Raw genomic sequence first — 15,962 nt, 5'->3', positions numbered from 1 at the left:
GAGCCTAAGCACGGGAACGCCGCAGGCCAGTTGTTGTCGCTTGTGGTACGCCATTTTGAGGCGGAGAACCCGCCGATATGACAGCCGATATTTCCGTGGCGCCGGCAGCGCCGCAGATGCGCCCATTGGGGCCACTGATACCGGCGAGCGAGCTCGAAATCTGGGATAATGCCGCAAAAGCGTGTGCCGCCGCAGAACGGCATCAGCAGCACGTACGCAGTTGGGCACGCGCGGCGTATCAGCGTGAGTTGGCGCGCGGCCATACCGAGGGCCTGAATGCAGGCGCGGAGGAAATGGCGGCGCTGATTTCGCAGGCGGTTGCCGAAGTCGCACGACGAAAGGCGGTTCTGGAGCAGCAATTGCCGCAGCTCGTGCTTGAGATACTAAGCGAGCTTCTAGGAGCGTTCGATCCGGGCGAACTGTTGGTCATGGCTGTTCGCCACGCCATTGAGCGCCAATACAGCGGCGCGGAAGTCTGCCTCCATGTGTATCCGACGCAAGTGGACATGCTTGCGCGAGAGTTTGCGGGATGGGACGGCCAGGATGGTCGGCCAAGGGTTCGGATCAAACCGGATCCGACGTTATCGCCGCGACGCTGCGTGCTGTGGAGCGAGTACGGCAATGTCGATCTGGGGCTTGATGCGCAGATGCGCGCGTTGCGTCTCGGCTTCGGGTCGCTTTCTGAAAAAGGCGAACTGTGACAACGCAGGTATCAGAACATAATCACGACGATGCGATCTGCCCTGTCGATCCGGCGATCTCGTCTTTGAGAGCTACGGCAAAGGGGATCGACACGCGCGTCGTGCGCGGCAGGATCACGCGGGCTGTCGGCACACTGGTCCATGCCGTCCTGCCAGACACTCGTATTGGAGAACTTTGCCTCCTACAGGACCCACGAACCGGACTGTCGCTGGAAGCTGAGGTGATCGGCCTGTTGGATGATGGCGTATTGCTGACGCCGATCGGCGACCTGGTCGGCCTCTCCAGCCGCGCGGAAGTCGTGGCCACTGGACGAATGCGTGAAGTACCCGTCGGCAACGATTTACTTGGCCGGGTGATTGACAGTCGCTGCCGTCCATTGGACGGCAAAGGCCAAATCGAGACCACAGAAACTCGGCCGCTGCACGGCAGAGCTCCAAATCCAATGACAAGGCGCATGATTGAACGGCCCTTGCCCCTTGGGGTGCGTGTTCTGGATGGTCTCCTGACGTGCGGCGAGGGCCAGCGGATCGGGATTTACGGCGAGCCAGGTGGTGGCAAGTCGACCTTATTGTCACAGATCGTAAAAGGTGCCGCCGCTGACGTTGTCATAGTCGCATTGATAGGCGAACGAGGACGTGAAGTTCGTGAATTCATCGAGAGGCATCTCGGGGAAGAGGGCCTTCGCCGTGCCGTCGTTGTTGTGGAAACGTCCGACCGCTCGGCTGTTGAGCGGGCGCAATGTGCTCCGATGGCGACAGCGCTCGCGGAATATTTTCGCGAACAAGGGCTACGCGTTGCTCTCATGCTGGACTCGCTGACACGCTTCTGCCGCGCCATGCGTGAAATAGGCCTTGCTGCGGGCGAGCCGCCGACGCGACGGGGCTTCCCTCCTTCCGTTTTCAGCATGCTGCCAGGCCTGCTTGAGCGCGCCGGCATGAGTGAGCGTGGCTCAATCACGGCGTTCTATACCGTGCTTGTAGAAGGCGATGGCACAGGGGATCCAATCGCTGAAGAGTCGCGCGGCATTCTCGATGGCCATGTCGTGCTCTCGCGCGCTATTGCGGCGCGATCGCATTTCCCCGCTATCGATGTACTACAGAGTCGCAGCCGCGTGATGGATGCGGTCGTTTCGCGGACACATCGCAAGGCGGCATCCTTCTTTCGTGAACTCCTTTCCCGGCATGCCGAGACCGAGTTCTTGATCAACGTCGGAGAATACAAGCAAGGCGGCGATCCCCTGACGGACCGGGCTGTCGAGTCAATAGACGAACTGAGGGAGTTTTTGCGCCAGAGCGAAGACGAGATCTCAGGGTTTGAGGAAACGGTCGCATGGATGTCGCGTCTGACCGCGTAAATCATGTTCAGGCTTCCAGGTTACGGGTCTTGAAGGAAATGCAAGAGCGTCGTGCCCTTAGTGAGCTGTCCAAGAAGGAAGCCGAGCGCCGTATGGCCACCTTAGCCGCACAGAATGCCTCCCGAGAGCTTGCCATGGCACAACAACATTGCGCAACGGCGGAAGCAGCGCTCTACCAGGAGCTGATGACTCTCGAAAACTTGTCTAACGCCGCGCTTGACCGGCACCACCTGCATGTTGAGCGGCTTGCAACTGAAATCACACGCCGACGGCAGATGCTTGGTAATGCGCGAATCGCCCAAGAAAAGGCGGAGACAGCGGCGTCCGAGACGAGGGACCTATGGGTCGCATGTTCGGCGGCTACGCACAAATGGCGCCAGATCGAGGACGACGTCGGGCGCGCCGTCGAGATCCATTCGGAGGCCGCAGGCGAGATCGAGGCCGACGATGAGATACTGCTTCGATTTGGCAGGGGACCGCTTTCCCAGGTCGCGAAACGGATTCGATAACCTGCAGGTCCTCCGAATGACAGAACGGTGCAGCTTTTTGGCAGCCGCTTTGGTGAGCCCCCCTCTATTGGAACCAGCGCTGACACTGTCCCACGAGGTCGCCTCGTGGCTCAATGACACTGCGGCTTCGCGCGGACCGTTTCAGACCCGGATCAACGACGTGCCACTGTCGGTGCGTGTGGCAGGGCTTGTCTGGCAGGAGAATTTTGCCGCCATTCCAATGCTCGACTGCATTTGTAGGGTCGGAGCTGAGACGGTCGTGCTGTCGATATCGCGGTCGCTCGTAGAGGGGCTCATCGCAACAGTGCAGAATGGGCTGACTTTCCCTTCCGAGCCAACGGCTTCACTCATTGTTGAACTTGCACTTGAGCCACTTATTGCTCGACTGGAGTATAGGACTCAGCTGAACGTGCAGCTCGTGCGCGTGTTTGAAGCCGCGACACTGGCTCCTTATCTCGAACTGGATATCGACTTCGGCCCGGTCAGTGGCAAGGGTCGTCTGTTCCTGTTCTCGCCTCTCGATGGCTTGGTGCCGTCTGCGTTTCGTGCTCTGGGCGAACTGTTTGGCCAGTTACCGCGACAGCCGCGCGGATTACTTTCAGACCTCCCGATCGTGGTTGCAGGAGAGATCGGCACGCTGCACGTTCCTGCGGCGATTCTTCGAAAAGCATGTGCCGGTGATGCTCTGTTGCCGGACCTGGCGCCGTTCGGCCGGGGCGAGATCGCCCTATCTTTGGGCCAGTTGTGGGCCAGCGCCGATCTTGAGGGCGACCAGCTAGTCCTGCACGGGCCTTTCCGCCCGCGTTCCTATTCTTTGGAGAATGCGCATATGACACAACTTGGATCGCAACTAGGGCCGACGGAGGATCTCGACGATGTCGAGATCATGCTTGTCTTTGAATGCGGTCGCTGGCCTATTCCTCTAGGGGAATTAAGAAGTGCCGGCGAAGGGCATATTTTCGAACTTGGACGGCCGATTCAGGATCCGGTCGATATACTTGCCAACGGTCAGTGTATCGGGCGTGGCGACATCGTGCGCATTGGAGATACGCTGGGCATCAGGCTCCGTGGCCGGTTGGGATGCAATGACTGAGCTCCAGCCGCCAATCCTGGCGCTTCTCGCAGTTACCGCCGGACTGGGTCTGCTGGTTTTAGTGGTCGTCACGACCACGGCCTTTGTAAAGGTATCGGTTGTTCTTTTCCTCGTGCGCAATGCGCTCGGGACTCAGACGATACCACCTAACATAGCGCTGTACGCTGTCGCATTGATCCTCACCATGTTTCTTAGCGCGCCCGTTGTTGAACAGACCTATGATCGGATGACCGATCCGAAGCTACATTATCAGACGTTCGACGACTGGGTAAGCGCCGCCAAATCCGGGAGCGAGCCCCTGCGTGATCATCTTAAGAAGTTCACAAATGAGGAGCAGCGACAGTTTTTCCTCTCGTCTACCGAAAAAGTCTGGCCAGCGGAAATGCGTGCCAAAGCCACGGTTGATGATTTGTCCATTCTGGTTCCATCTTTTCTAATTTCAGAGCTAAAGCGCGCGTTTGAGATCGGATTTCTTCTTTATCTTCCTTTCATCGTTATTGATCTTATTGTGACGACAATTTTGATGGCGATGGGCATGTCTATGGTATCCCCGACGCTTATATCTGTCCCTTTCAAACTCTTCGTGTTCGTCGCTATTGATGGCTGGTCGAAATTGATGCACGGGCTTGTGTTGAGTTACACGATACCGGGAGGTTGATTATAGCTGAATCCAGTATTGTCACTCTTATGAGCCAATCGTTGGTGGTATTCATGATCTGGATTCTGCCGCCGCTCATTGCATCGGTGGTCGTTGGCTTGGTCATTGGCATCATCCAGGCGGCAACACAGATCCAGGATGAAAGTTTGCCACTAACCGTCAAGCTTCTGGTTGTTGTCGCGGTTATTGGTTTGTTTGCTCCTGTGCTGAGCGCCCCGCTGATAGAGCTAACCGACCAGATCTTTACCGAGTTTCCCGCCATGACACTTAGCTACTAGTCTCCGCCATGTATGCGTCACCGGCCGAGATTCAGATCCTCATGCATACGGCTATCGAACTCGTCGTAGCAGCCGGTCTTGGCGCAGCGCGCGCGATAGGCATTATGATGATCCTACCGGTATTTACACGTTCTCAGACCGATGGCCTGATCCGCGGCTGCCTGGCTGTCGGCTTCGGATTACCATGTCTGGCACATGTCAGCGACGCGTTGCAGGCGCTGGATCCTGAAACACGTCTGATTGAGGTAGCTCTGCTCGGATTGAAGGAAGTTCTTGTCGGCGCACTACTTGGCACCTTCCTTGGCATTCCCTTATGGGGACTTCAGGCGGCCGGTGAGTTTATCGACAACCAACGCGGCGTCACCAACCCGTCCGCCCCGACCGACCCCGCGACGAATAGTCAGGCTTCCGCCATGGGAGTCTTTCTCGGGATCACTGCGATTGCCATCTTCGTCGCATCAGGGGGGCTGGAAACGTTGATCGGCGCCCTTTATGGCAGCTATTTGATCTGGCCCGTGTATAAGTTTTATCCTACATTGAGCACGCAAGGAGCAATGGAGGTGTTAGGGCTCCTCGACCAGATTATGCGCACGGCGTTATTGGTGTCAGGGCCCGTCGTGTTCTTTATGACGCTGATTGATGTATCCTTTATGCTACTGCGTCGCTTTGCGCCGCAATTCAAGCTGACCCAACTGTCCCCGGCGATCAAGAATCTTGTCTTTCCGATTCTCATGGTTACATACGCTGGCTATCTCGTAGAGGGTATGAAACTGGAGATCACACAAGCGAATGGCGCGCTCGAGTGGTTCGATAGATTGCTGAAATGAGCGACTCGAGCGAAGAGAAGACACACGCCGCCACCCCCAAAAAGCTAAACGATGCACGCAAAAAAGGGCAGCTGCCACATAGCTCCGATTTCGTTCGCGCGGTCGGCACTTGCGCTGGTCTCGGATACCTTTGGCTAAGAGGCAGCGCGATCGAAGACAAATGCCGCGAAGCGCTACTATTTGTCGACAAGCTGCAGAACCTGCCATTTGACTTCGCGGTCCGGCAGGCGCTGGTTGTGCTTGCCGAACTCACCTTGGCAACTGTTGGCCCGCTGCTTGGAACGCTTGTCGCGGCGGTGCTTTTGGCAAGCATATTAGCCAATGGTGGATTTGTTTTCTCTCTCGAGCCAATGACGCCCAACTTCGATAAAATTAATCCTTTTCAAGGGCTGAAGCGCTTGGCGTCTGCGCGTTCGATGGTCGAACTCGGGAAGACGCTGTTTAAAGTATTCGTTCTCGGCGCAACCTTTTCCTTTTGCCTTCTCGGCATGTGGAAGACGATGGTCTATCTGCCGTTCTGCGGCATGGGCTGTTTGGGCCTTGTCGTTACGGGGGCAAAACTGCTGATCGGAATTGGCGCCGGCGCACTTCTGGCCGCTGGCCTGATCGATCTCCTGGTGCAGCGTGCGTTGTTTCTGCGCGAAATGAGGATGACCAAGACTGAAGTCACGCGCGAGCTGAAGGATCAGCAAGGGGCGCCAGAGTTGAAGAGTGAACGACGTCGCATTCGTGACGAGTCAGCTGACGAACCTCCCCTCGGTGTGCATCACGCCACGCTGATCTTCAAAGGAACGGCGATACTGATCGGTCTGCGTTACGTCCGCGGTGAAACCGGGGTGCCCGTCCTGGTTTGCCGCGCCGATGGCGAGCGGGCTTCACACCTGCTTAGCGAGGCGCGAGCGCTACGTCTTGAAATTGTCGACAACGATGTCCTAGCGCATCAGCTCATCGGCAAAACGCAACTGGGCAGACCCATTCCCATGCAATATTTCGAGCCCGTGGCGAGAGCACTCTTCGCCGCAGGATTGGCCTAGCCCTGGGGCCTCTGTGGCCGCCCCGTAACACAAGAGGGCTAGTGCCATTTTGGACGTGATCGGAGCGCGGTCTTCCGTGAGGCCTTTATGTGTAACATTCCTAGCCTGAAAAATTCGTGGGAGTCGGCGGGTTTCATGCAAGACGTTGAACGCATGATTTGGTTGCTCACGCCGATCCGCGCCATTTCACGGAGACCACTTAAGCTGCCGCTGAGCGGTTTGTCATTTGTGGTCGGCAAGCGCGGCGGCGCATGTGGCATGCAGAGCTTTGGAGCGGACAGACGCCGGCCGTGCTGACCCGAGCTGCCTCTGCGGTTTTCCGAGCTCTGATCGGCTGAATTAACGCACAATCCGCCGCGGAGCCACGCCCTTGGATCTCGCTGGATTCGGCGGCGAGCCTGAGCTCCCTCGGTGCAAAAAGGAGGAGCAGCAGCTGGACGCGGGAGCGCATCACCGCACCCAGGTCACACGACCAAGTTCGCACTTTTCCGGCCCGCGATGAATGGGAACGACCTTTCTCCTCAATTTGACAGCACGGCGGGCGTCATCAGCAGCGTTTGCCGGATGTTAGTGAGATCGCCGGGAAGTGCAATTGCGCCGTCGAGGCTGCCGCTCGCTTTGGCGCAGGTCGGTAGCAGAAGACGGTCCGGGCAAGGCGGGGCTCGGGAGTTCGCCTCCCGCGCCCTCAGCCCGCCACCGTGGGAAAGTTGGGAAATGATGATGTCGCAGCAACGAAGCCTCGGAATTTACCGCTACGTTCGAAGAATGTCAGGCCTCCTGTCAGGCGCTATTCCTTTGGCAGAAGCGCAGTACCCACTTTTCACCACTTTGCAGGAGGCCGAACCCTGCTCGATCATTATTTTCCGGTAGCCCGCTTTTTGTCCAGACTCGTCAGGTTCTCGAAAGCTCCTGCTCGTAGCCTGATGAGATTATCTTTAGGCGTCGGCGCCAATGGAACGCATGCAGGAGTACTTGATGGCCGCAGCAATTGGGAGTGGATTTGGCAACATTTCCTTAGCTCGCAGGGGGCATGGAGATCCGAAAAGCCAACCAGAGCAACCTGACAAGCCGGGTAGCGGGAATGATGACCCTAACAAACCGGGTAGCGGGAACAATGACCCAAACAAGCCGGTTGGCGGGAAAGATCCTGTGGACGGTCAGACTATCTCTGGGGATGATCAGCAAGCTCTAGCCGAAGCGTTCGACACGGTTCTCCACTCCGTTGCGCTAACTATTTTGAACGATGCCATGGCTGATGCCGACGAGGCTATTGCAGAAACTGAAGAGGATGCCTGACGTGGATGGTCTGCGTCAGGATGTGTGTGCCGTGCTGACGGGCGCGGTTTGAACAGAAGGAAAACGTTATGAGTAAAGCAGGTACTGGCACCAGTGCGGCTGGCACTGGGACTTCGGTGGCTACAGACGTAGGTACCAGAGTCGCGGGGAAAGCCGCTTTCGAGGCGCAAATCGCGGATCTAACGGCGGCTAGCTTGGAGGCTACGGCTAGGAGTATACAGCTGCGCACCGTTACGACCAACCTCAACACAATCAAGAAAGCGGCCGACGAGCGCGTTCAGTAGGTTCGGAAGCAGGGGTTCCCGATCGCGTCGCCAGGTGGCGCGATGTGGAACCGAAATGAGCCGCACGGCAATTGCCGTGCGGCTTCTCTCTTGTTCGGGAGAACATCCTTGAATGACGCCGTTTCTCTTGATTTCGAAGTTCTGTCGGGGCTCTATTGCGGGCTGACGGGTAAGACTGCTCTCGAAACGAGCTTAATAGGCTGCGGCTTAGACGCCGATATGATCTTCGTCGAGCAAGGATTGGCACCGCATCATTTTCGTATAACGCTCCTTGGCAACTCGATCGAGGTCGAGGCGCTTGCGGCCGGACTCAGCATCAAGGGTAAGCGGAATATCGCCGCGGGCGAGTGCGTTGTGGTGCCACTTCCTGTCGTCGTTCTCGCAGGCGAGATGTCCATTCTCTGGTCCGTGCAGGATGAAGTGACAAGTGGTCCGATAGGCATACCACGCCTCTCGATGCGTGTTCTGGCCACGGTGATAGTCAGCTCTCTAGCGGTCGGTATGCTTTCAGCCTTTTTTTCCTATAATGGGGACGGTGGTGCATCGAGACCCAATTCACCCAGTGCCGATCATGAGTCGAAGCGGACCAACCACCGCGCCGACGACCAGATTGCGGAGGCAGCGGCTAAAGAGCTGCAGGAGGAAGTCGATAGAGCGGGCCTACTTAATGTTAAGGTCGGCTCGGCAAAGGACACTGTGACGGCGGAGGGTACCGTCACGTCTGAATCGGTCATCAGTTGGCGGAAGCTCCAGCAGTGGTTCGATCATCGCACCAAGGGCGCCCTGACACTGGTCAATGGAGTGCTCATAAAAGACGAAAAGGCGCCATCCGCAATCGCAGTTGAAGCCGTTTGGCGTGGCCCGCAACCGTATCTTGTCATAGGTGGTGAGAAGTATTTTGTTGGCGCCGTTCTGGATGATGGATGGACGGTCGACAGGATCGAGGACGGTCGTGTGCTGCTGAGCCGTAATGGCCGCCTTGCTGCTCTCCCGTATTAGTCCGCAGGCCCTATCAAGCAGAATTGCGTGGTCAGCTACCATTCTGCCGCGCCCAGTACCACAACAAACCTGGACAGAGTGAAAACTTGCTGACCACCCAGCTTCGCGCATTCGGGCTCTCATGCCACAGCCTGCTGCTCGCGGGCTGCCCAATGAGGGACTTGGCCCTCGGACTTCGAATGCTACGCTTCACTGCGTAGCAGCAGAATAATTCTCAAGCGATCGTAAAGGGGCCTAGATGGCCAACGTCCTGCGTAAGTTCATCAACCGTTCGCCGGCCAACCCGGACCTGATGGTCGCGTTGATGCTGCTTCTGGCTATCGCTATGATGGTCATGCCTATCCCGATCGTGGTGGTCGACGCGCTGATAGGATTCAATATGGGACTGGCCATCCTGCTGATGATGGTTGCCCTGTATGTCAGTACTCCACTTGATCTTTCCTCTTTGCCCGGCATCATTTTGCTTTCCACGGTGTTCCGCCTGGCGCTCACCGTCGCAACGACGCGCCTGATCCTGGCCGAGGGGGAGGCAGGCGCCATCATCCATACGTTCGGCGATTTCGTGATCTCGGGCAATATCGTGGTCGGTTTCGTCATATTTCTGGTCGTCACCATGGTACAATTCATGGTCCTCGCGAAGGGCGCCGAACGCGTGGCCGAAGTGGCGGCGCGCTTCACGCTCGACGCTCTGCCGGGTAAGCAAATGGCGGTCGACGCAGAGCTACGCAACGGCCACATCGATGCCAACGAATCTCGCAGGCGACGCGCCGCATTGGAGAAGGAAAGCCAACTTTACGGCGCGATGGATGGCGCGATGAAGTTTGTGAAGGGCGATTCCATCGCCGGACTGGTGGTTATCTTCATCAACATGCTGGGTGGGATATCGATCGGCCTGCTCTCGAAGGGCATGTCCTTCGGCGATGTGCTGCATCACTATACTCTGCTAACGATAGGCGATGCATTGATATCGCAGATTCCGGCCCTGCTGCTATCAATTACAGCGGCGACCGTCGTCACTCGTGTCACGGGGGCGGCGAGGGTCAACCTTGGTACCGAAATAGTGAATCAGATCACTGCCAGCAAGCGACCAGTGCGGGTCGCAGCTTGCGTCCTGGTTTTGATGGGGTTCGTTCCTGGCTTCCCCCTGCCCGTCTTTTTGGTGTTGGCCGCAATCTTCGCCGCGATAAGCTTTGTGAAGGGCGATGTTGTCGATACCACAAGTGCAGGGGACACTCAAAAACAAACCGCGCCCGCGCAGGAATGTCCGATCGCTTTCTTCCTTGCGCCAGACCTGATGCATGCGATTGAACAAGTCGAATTGCAGCAGGAGATTGCACGCGTTTCGCAACTACTTTCAGCCGATCTTGGCATTGTCGTTCCCCCCATCCCTGTCACTGTCGACCAGCAGTTGCTGGAGTCTCAGTTTCGAATAGATATCGAGGGGGTGCCAGTTGAACAGGGTGTGTTTGATCCGAGCCAGCTGATGCTCAAAGACGATGTGGCGAACATCGAATCGAGCGGTATCCCGTATCGGCGTGATCCAAAAACGGACAGACTCGTGGCCGACCAAAGCCATGCACCGGCTCTCAAGAGTGCCGGCATCACACATTACGGTCCTGGCGAATTCCTCGCCTTGCGCCTCCATACAGCGTTGACCCGTTTCGCACCCCGATTGATCGGTATTCAAGAGACCCGACAATTGATAGGCCGAATGGAGAAGGACTATTCTGATCTGGTCAAGGAGGTGCTGCGCACGACGCCAATACCTCGGATTGCGGATGTGCTGCGCCGGCTCCTGGATGAAGGAATCCCGATCCGCCACACCCGCCTTCTCTTAGAAGGATTGGCGGAATGGAGCGAACGTGAGCCAAACGTTGCCCTGCTCACGGAATATATTCGTTCTGGTTTGAAGCGTCAGATCTGTCACCGCTATGCCAACACAGAGGGCATCGTGCCCGCCTTGGTCGTCGAACGCCAGAGTGAGGATGTGATGCGCAATGCAGTTCGAGATTCGGCTGCAGGACCCCACCTCGTACTAGAGGACCGGCAAAGCGAAGCGCTGCTGTCACAGGTACGTCAGATCCTTTCGAACACAGCACCGGGTCAGACCCGCCCTGTCGTTTTAACCTCAACGGACATCCGACGCTTCGTCCGCGGCTTTTTCACCAGAAACGGGATCGATGTTGCCGTGCTGTCTTATCAAGATATCGCCTCCGACTTTACAGTTAAACCCGCCGGGTCCGTCAAATTCCCGCATGGATTGATCAGTGGGCTGTCAGAGTAAACCCAATCCGTTTGCCATCGAATGAACGTGATAGCACTCTATGATAATTGGAAACCAAGCATGAATTCACACCAGAATACAGACGGCCGAGCATTTAGGAACTCACTTTTCTTCTCTGTACTCGCCATGCTGCCTCTCGGCGGTTGCGCCAGCTTGGACAAGCCTGCTCTTTCAGTGAGGGAGACGTCATCCCCAGAGCTGCTCAACGCCAACCAAATCGACCCGGCTATGCGAGAACGCATTTTGAGCGCGGTCGGCCAGGATGCACAAGAGCGGGCTCTGCGGGATGAGTTGACGCAGCACCCAGACAATGTCGATGCGGCGATCCGTCTTACGAATGCTTTGGTCGCGCAGAAGCGTCCGCATGAGGCGCTTCAGGTACTGGACAGGCTCTTGGTTGCAGCCCCAGGAAATTTGCGCGCATTGAACGCGAAGGGAGTGATCTTGGACCTTGAGGGGCGGCATGACGCGGCACAGGTGCTGTATCGGCAAGCTCTCGAGACAGAGCCTGGGAATCAGATGGTGCAGCACAATCTCGACCTGTCGCTTGCGTTTTAAAGGAAGTCCGGACCTGAGTGCGTTGGCGCGGTCGCGCTAGCTGTGCACATGCACCGCCCGACACACCTTGGTCAGCGACCGGTTATTTCCAGCACCTCGGCGTCAGCGCCGGCCAGCTCCTGCACACGACCGGCGATGGTGGTTCGCGACCGCGTGCCCAGTTGATACAGGCCTCCCGCAGGATCGTCCGGACCATATTCTCGATGCTGCGCATTTCGTTCAGCACCGGGTGGCGGTGAACGAGGAGAGAACGCCAGAGCCGGCATTGCCAGCTCTTGACATGCACCGGCTGGCCTTCGGCGCGCAATCCGTCGTGAGGCCAGGCCGTCAGCGAGCACGCTTCCAGGTTGACGCGCTCCAGCGGGAGCCCGACTTTGGGCAGCGCGATGCGGGCAAGAAGATCAAAGGCAAGAAGCGGCATATTCTCGTCAATACCAAGGTCTCCTGATGCACGCCCTCGTTCATGCCGCCGACATCCAGGACTGCGATGGCGGCGTGATGGTGATGGCGAAGCTGTTCGGACTCGATCCCTTCCTGTTCAAGCTCTACGCCGGTGGCGGCCATTCCAGGGGCCGGAGTTCCAAAAGGGGCTGAGGAAGACAAATTCAATTTCGAATCGCACCAGGGCGCTCGCCTTCCTCAAGCTGGCCTCCATTCGCCTCATGGTCGGAAGGCTTCGGGCACTGTAAAGTTATCAGCGGATTGATGCAGCGATAGCTGGCCGGGACGGCTGTCACGCTGTGGCGAGACACGCGATTTTGTTCCAGATTTGCATGGCGGCGTTACGCAGGTCTCGATGTTGAGCCGATGACAGCGTATTGCGGGGAAAGTGGAACAGGTTGGCAATCGGATCATGGATGGAAACGAACCGCTGAAGCTGGCGTGCCGACTTGAAGCGTTTCATGGTCCTTTCGCGTCGTCGGGTCGGCTGGTGCGAATTTTCCGCTCGATTATTGAGGCCTTTGTGCGACCGGTGTTCGACACCGGGCATGAGGTCGCGCCTGGCGGCATCATAGGACCGGAGCTTGTCGGTGATCATGACTCGTGGTGTCCGCCCTTGAGCCTTCAGCAACTTGCGCATCAGACACTTTGCCGCCTTGGCATTTCGGCGGCTTTGCACCAGCACTTCGAGGACCAAGCCGTCCTGATCGACGGCACGCCAGAGCCACTGCTTCTTGCCATTGATGGCCACCACACATTCGTCGAGATGCCATTTGTCGCCCAGGCAGCCGGCTGACCGTCGCTTGATCTCCCGGGCGAAATGCCGCCCGAATTTCTCCGCCCAGCTTCGAATGGTCTGATGCGTGACGATGATGCCGCGGGCCGCCAACATGTCCATGCGCAGGCTGAGCGGAAAGCGAAAGTAGAGCCATACCGCGTGCGCAATGATCTCGGCGGGAAAGCGGTGGCAACGATAAAGCGGATCACGAGCAACTTCTGACATGGCCCATGTTCGCACATCTTCATCAGCCGTCGGTTAACTTTACGGTGCCCGGCTACCTCATCAAGATGCCAGACATCGTCTTTCGATGGCGCCTTGCGGCGCAGGCGACGTGCATAATCGGGACTGTGGTTCTTTCCCCAGCGGCGGATGGTCTCGTAGGAGACGACGATCCCCCGCTCCAGCAGCATTTCTTCAACATCGCGCAGGCTCAGCCCGAACCGGTAATAAAGCCAGACGGCATGAGCAACGATTTCGATCGGGAAGCGATGGTTCTTGTAGGTGGCGCATGCTTCGACCATGCCAACCTGACTTATCGTCAAACCGTTAAGCCAAAATCAATGTGACAGCACCCCTGCTTGAGTTCCTGATAGTCCCGCTCGATCCGCCATCGCATCTTGGCCTGATCGACGAGGTCGGCAAGCCTGGTCTTTCCAGGCAAGGTCGAGAGCCAGTACTTAGTTGGCTCGACTTCACCGTCCGGCCATTCGATCAGGAACCATTCCTCAGCGTGGGGGACGGAGCGCCAGTAGTCGCGATGGGCCGGCCGAACCCGCACGGCGGCAAAGCGTGAGGCAAGCGACGCCTTGGAGCCCTCGCGCCAAGTAACCATGTGCCAGGCGTCCTCGGGCAGCGCTTGCGCCAGTTCCTTGGCTGAGACCGGCGCATGTTCAGCCTGCCGCCGAACGCGCGAGGGCGGGCGTCCGCGTCCGCTCCACGGCTTCGGCGGCAATGGTTGCGTGCCGGGCGACCACAGGCGGATCGAGGACTGGACCCCGACGACATAGGTCAAGCCCACCTTTGTCAGCCCGGTGCGGAAGGCGGTGTCGTTGCCGTAACCGGCATCGGCCAGCACCACGCCCCGTGAGACGCCGGCCTCCAGCGCCGCCCGAATCTGCGCGAGGGCGATTTCGGGCTTGGTGCGGAAGACCACATTCTCCGGCACGCCTGTCTTGGCCCGCCGGTCAGGGTCGTTCGCCCAGCTTTCCGGCAGATAGAGCTGATAGGCAATCGGCAGGCTCGCCTGCTCGGTGGCAACCGACAGAGAGACCGCGACCTGGCAGTTGTCCTGCTTGCCGAGCTGCCCGCAATACTGCCGTGCAACCCCAACCGAATGCTTGCCTTTCTTGGGAAAGCCGGTGTCGTCGACGATCCAAGCACGGATCTGCCCCTGACGCTCAAGCGCTGGCAGCACCTGTTCCCGCACGCGGCTCAGCACGGCATCATCCGACCAATCCGCCTTCGCTACGAAATGATGCAGCGACTGGTGCGCCGCCTGGACACGCCCAGGCTCCACCCGTGCCGCCATCGGCTCGACGCTTTTGCGCTCGCGCGGCAAAAGCAGCCCGGTGCAATAGGCCTTCAGCGGCGCCACCCGGTCAGCATGACCCAATACCGAGGCCAGCGTCTCGACATAGGCTGCAAAACGCGATTCACTCGTTTCGATTCCGTCCTGGAGATCCATCGCTCCCTCCATATGAAGCACGAATCGCCATTCTCGCAATCAGTCGTTAACGAAACTTACGACACAGTAAGACTAGGGGCCAGTTTGTAGAGTGCCGGATCGGCGTCTCTTAAAGAGAACACGGTTGTGCCCCTGACCGCAGGCTCTTGCGTGATTAGGGGAATCACATCGTCGACCGCCTCTGGAAACGCGTCTCCCGTGGCCCGTAGCATCTGAACCAACTTGAAGTTGGCCCTCGGCGTTTGGAGTTCGGCGTCAAGTGGCCAGGTGCCGCGAAACACCGGCCCAACAACTTCGCGCCAGGTCTTGAGCTTCTCTGCGGGCGCCTCCGACTTCCATCTCAATGGCGAAGCGGTGCCCGACCTGCCAGAGGGCATTGGACCCTATGCGGCGCAGTGCTGCTCTGGCCTCTACAGGTGCCCCTTCCGCGTGGGGCCGACCAGGCATGGATCAGCGCCGGGGCCTCGCCGGCCTTCACCGTCCGAGACTACAGGGAGCGATCAGCGTTCGGCCGGGCGGAGTTGGTCAGGTTACGCAGCCCGGGCGAGCGCGGATCGCGCTTGGCCGCTGATCGGTGATGACGCGCGGTTCTTGTCTCGATTTGGAAACCCGCCACGAGAAACGCTTGGCCGGCCAGTAGGTCGATGGTTGCGCCCGCCATCATCATCGTGCGCAACAGTCGACAGGGCGGCATTCCCGACAGCACGCCCGCATCATCCGAAAGTTAATTCCGATCCGTGATGCGCTGCGCGAGTGCCGAAGGCGAGGGAATTCGACGGCCCCCGAGAGAAAAAGCGAACGCAGTATGTGCATCGCCCCGCCGGAACTAGCTTACAGCGCGTCAGCTCACCGTCAGCTCGTTCGAGTAGCTCTCTTCGAGAGAGACCTAACAACTCAAAATCATATTAAAGACTTCCGCCAAAAAGGGAACGAATGCCATGTACGGTCGGAAAAGTGGCTCATCCGAAAGCTCCAACCAAGCTAACGACCCGGTACGGTCAAAGGGCAGCGACGGCTTTGGCAAGCACTTGCGCACATGGCGCCGCCTGGTCTCAATGCGAGTTCGTATCCAGCGCCGGCACGCCCGTACTCGCTAGTTTCGCGGCCTCCTATCGTGGAGATCGACAGGTCTTCGTGTGTTTTGCATTGGGTTCAGGCTGGACCGGCGCGGCAGGGTCGA

General features: G+C 58.2%; 13 protein-coding genes and 4 pseudogenes. 13 read left to right on the top strand and 4 right to left on the bottom strand.

The features are described from left to right. The first annotated feature begins 77 nt into the window (after positions 1–77). The 12 genes from sctL (at position 78) to JN302_RS32655 (ending at position 11,876) form a co-directional block, all read left to right on the top strand. The gene (gene sctL / locus JN302_RS32710) at positions 78–701 is read left to right on the top strand and encodes a type III secretion system stator protein SctL (RefSeq protein WP_010913970.1); all 624 of its coding nucleotides are present in this window, start codon (positions 78–80) and stop codon (positions 699–701) included. Next, on the top strand, positions 698–2,056 hold the full coding sequence (sctN, locus tag JN302_RS32705; RefSeq protein ID WP_096453929.1) for a type III secretion system ATPase SctN: 1,359 nt from the start codon (positions 698–700) through the stop codon (positions 2,054–2,056). Before sctL ends, sctN begins: the two co-directional genes overlap by 4 nt. Further along, the gene (locus tag JN302_RS32700) at positions 2,032–2,565 is read left to right on the top strand and encodes a hypothetical protein (RefSeq protein ID WP_010913972.1); all 534 of its coding nucleotides are present in this window, start codon (positions 2,032–2,034) and stop codon (positions 2,563–2,565) included. The genes sctN and JN302_RS32700 overlap by 25 nt, the downstream gene beginning before the upstream one ends. A 16-nt stretch (positions 2,566–2,581) precedes the next feature. Next, positions 2,582–3,658 (top strand): type III secretion system cytoplasmic ring protein SctQ, encoded by a 1,077-nt coding sequence (sctQ, locus tag JN302_RS32695; RefSeq protein ID WP_096453933.1) that lies wholly within the window; start codon positions 2,582–2,584, stop codon positions 3,656–3,658. Beyond that, positions 3,651–4,316: a type III secretion system export apparatus subunit SctR gene (gene sctR / locus JN302_RS32690; protein ID WP_010913974.1), complete on the top strand. Its 666-nt coding sequence runs from the start codon at positions 3,651–3,653 to the stop codon at positions 4,314–4,316. The genes sctQ and sctR overlap by 8 nt, the downstream gene beginning before the upstream one ends. Positions 4,317–4,345: 29 nt before the next feature. Beyond that, positions 4,346–4,594: an EscS/YscS/HrcS family type III secretion system export apparatus protein gene (locus JN302_RS32685; RefSeq protein WP_010913975.1), complete on the top strand. Its 249-nt coding sequence runs from the start codon at positions 4,346–4,348 to the stop codon at positions 4,592–4,594. 8 nt (positions 4,595–4,602) lie between these two features. After that, entirely contained in the window at positions 4,603–5,421 is an 819-nt protein-coding gene (gene sctT / locus JN302_RS32680; RefSeq protein ID WP_010913976.1) for a type III secretion system export apparatus subunit SctT, read from the top strand. Further along, entirely contained in the window at positions 5,418–6,455 is a 1,038-nt protein-coding gene (locus JN302_RS32675; RefSeq protein ID WP_010913977.1) for an EscU/YscU/HrcU family type III secretion system export apparatus switch protein, read from the top strand. Before sctT ends, JN302_RS32675 begins: the two co-directional genes overlap by 4 nt. Positions 6,456–7,430: 975 nt before the next feature. Then, complete coding sequence (locus JN302_RS32670; RefSeq protein ID WP_044551341.1) at positions 7,431–7,751, top strand: hypothetical protein; 321 nt, start codon at positions 7,431–7,433, stop codon at positions 7,749–7,751. Positions 7,752–8,143: 392 nt separating this feature from the next. Continuing rightward, positions 8,144–9,034 (top strand): SctD/MshK family protein, encoded by an 891-nt coding sequence (locus tag JN302_RS32665; protein ID WP_010913978.1) that lies wholly within the window; start codon positions 8,144–8,146, stop codon positions 9,032–9,034. A gap of 238 nt (positions 9,035–9,272) precedes the next feature. Further along, positions 9,273–11,318: a type III secretion system export apparatus subunit SctV gene (sctV, locus tag JN302_RS32660; RefSeq protein WP_010913979.1), complete on the top strand. Its 2,046-nt coding sequence runs from the start codon at positions 9,273–9,275 to the stop codon at positions 11,316–11,318. Positions 11,319–11,378: 60 nt separating this feature from the next. Then, on the top strand, positions 11,379–11,876 hold the full coding sequence (locus JN302_RS32655) for a tetratricopeptide repeat protein (protein WP_010913980.1): 498 nt from the start codon (positions 11,379–11,381) through the stop codon (positions 11,874–11,876). A gap of 110 nt (positions 11,877–11,986) precedes the next feature. On the opposite strand, the pseudogene JN302_RS32650 reads toward JN302_RS32655, so the two are convergent. Next, positions 11,987–12,261: pseudogene (locus tag JN302_RS32650) on the bottom strand (IS110 family transposase); the annotation flags it as partial. Here JN302_RS32650 and JN302_RS40060 point away from each other — a divergent pair. Further along, positions 12,262–12,565 (top strand): annotated as a pseudogene (locus JN302_RS40060) (transposase); the annotation flags it as partial. A 44-nt stretch (positions 12,566–12,609) separates the two neighbouring features. Here the strand turns inward: JN302_RS40060 and JN302_RS32640 are convergent. The 3 genes and pseudogenes from JN302_RS32640 to JN302_RS32630 form a co-directional block, all read right to left on the bottom strand. Next, complete coding sequence (locus JN302_RS32640) at positions 12,610–13,320, bottom strand: IS6 family transposase (RefSeq protein WP_202330402.1); 711 nt, start codon at positions 13,318–13,320, stop codon at positions 12,610–12,612. Positions 13,321–13,468: 148 nt separating this feature from the next. Then, positions 13,469–13,619: pseudogene (locus tag JN302_RS32635) on the bottom strand (IS6 family transposase); the annotation flags it as partial. Positions 13,620–13,672: 53 nt separating this feature from the next. Further along, positions 13,673–14,782, bottom strand: a pseudogene (locus JN302_RS32630) (IS701 family transposase); the annotation flags it as partial. Positions 14,783–15,962 lie beyond the last annotated feature (1,180 nt).

The sequence above is a fragment of the Mesorhizobium sp. L-8-3 genome (assembly GCF_016756615.1).
Classification (GTDB): domain Bacteria; phylum Pseudomonadota; class Alphaproteobacteria; order Rhizobiales; family Rhizobiaceae.
Note: the sequence above shows the minus strand (reverse complement) of the source record. Positions and strands in the feature narration are given on the sequence as shown.

Bases quoted from the DNA above. Each gene is read 5' to 3' on its own strand.
- sctR (WP_010913974.1), top strand. From the start codon at position 3,651: ATGACTGAGCTCCAGCCGCCAATCCTGGCGCTTCTCGCAGTTACCGCC.
- sctQ (WP_096453933.1), top strand. From the start codon at position 2,582: ATGACAGAACGGTGCAGCTTTTTGGCAGCCGCTTTGGTGAGCCCCCCT.
- JN302_RS32640 (WP_202330402.1), bottom strand. From the start codon at position 13,320: ATGTCAGAAGTTGCTCGTGATCCGCTTTATCGTTGCCACCGCTTTCCC.
- JN302_RS32675 (WP_010913977.1), top strand. From the start codon at position 5,418: ATGAGCGACTCGAGCGAAGAGAAGACACACGCCGCCACCCCCAAAAAG.
- JN302_RS32655 (WP_010913980.1), top strand. From the start codon at position 11,379: ATGAATTCACACCAGAATACAGACGGCCGAGCATTTAGGAACTCACTT.
- JN302_RS32685 (WP_010913975.1), top strand. From the start codon at position 4,346: ATGAGCCAATCGTTGGTGGTATTCATGATCTGGATTCTGCCGCCGCTC.
- sctL (WP_010913970.1), top strand. From the start codon at position 78: ATGACAGCCGATATTTCCGTGGCGCCGGCAGCGCCGCAGATGCGCCCA.
- sctV (WP_010913979.1), top strand. From the start codon at position 9,273: ATGGCCAACGTCCTGCGTAAGTTCATCAACCGTTCGCCGGCCAACCCG.
- JN302_RS32700 (WP_010913972.1), top strand. From the start codon at position 2,032: ATGGATGTCGCGTCTGACCGCGTAAATCATGTTCAGGCTTCCAGGTTA.
- sctT (WP_010913976.1), top strand. From the start codon at position 4,603: ATGTATGCGTCACCGGCCGAGATTCAGATCCTCATGCATACGGCTATC.
- JN302_RS32670 (WP_044551341.1), top strand. From the start codon at position 7,431: ATGGCCGCAGCAATTGGGAGTGGATTTGGCAACATTTCCTTAGCTCGC.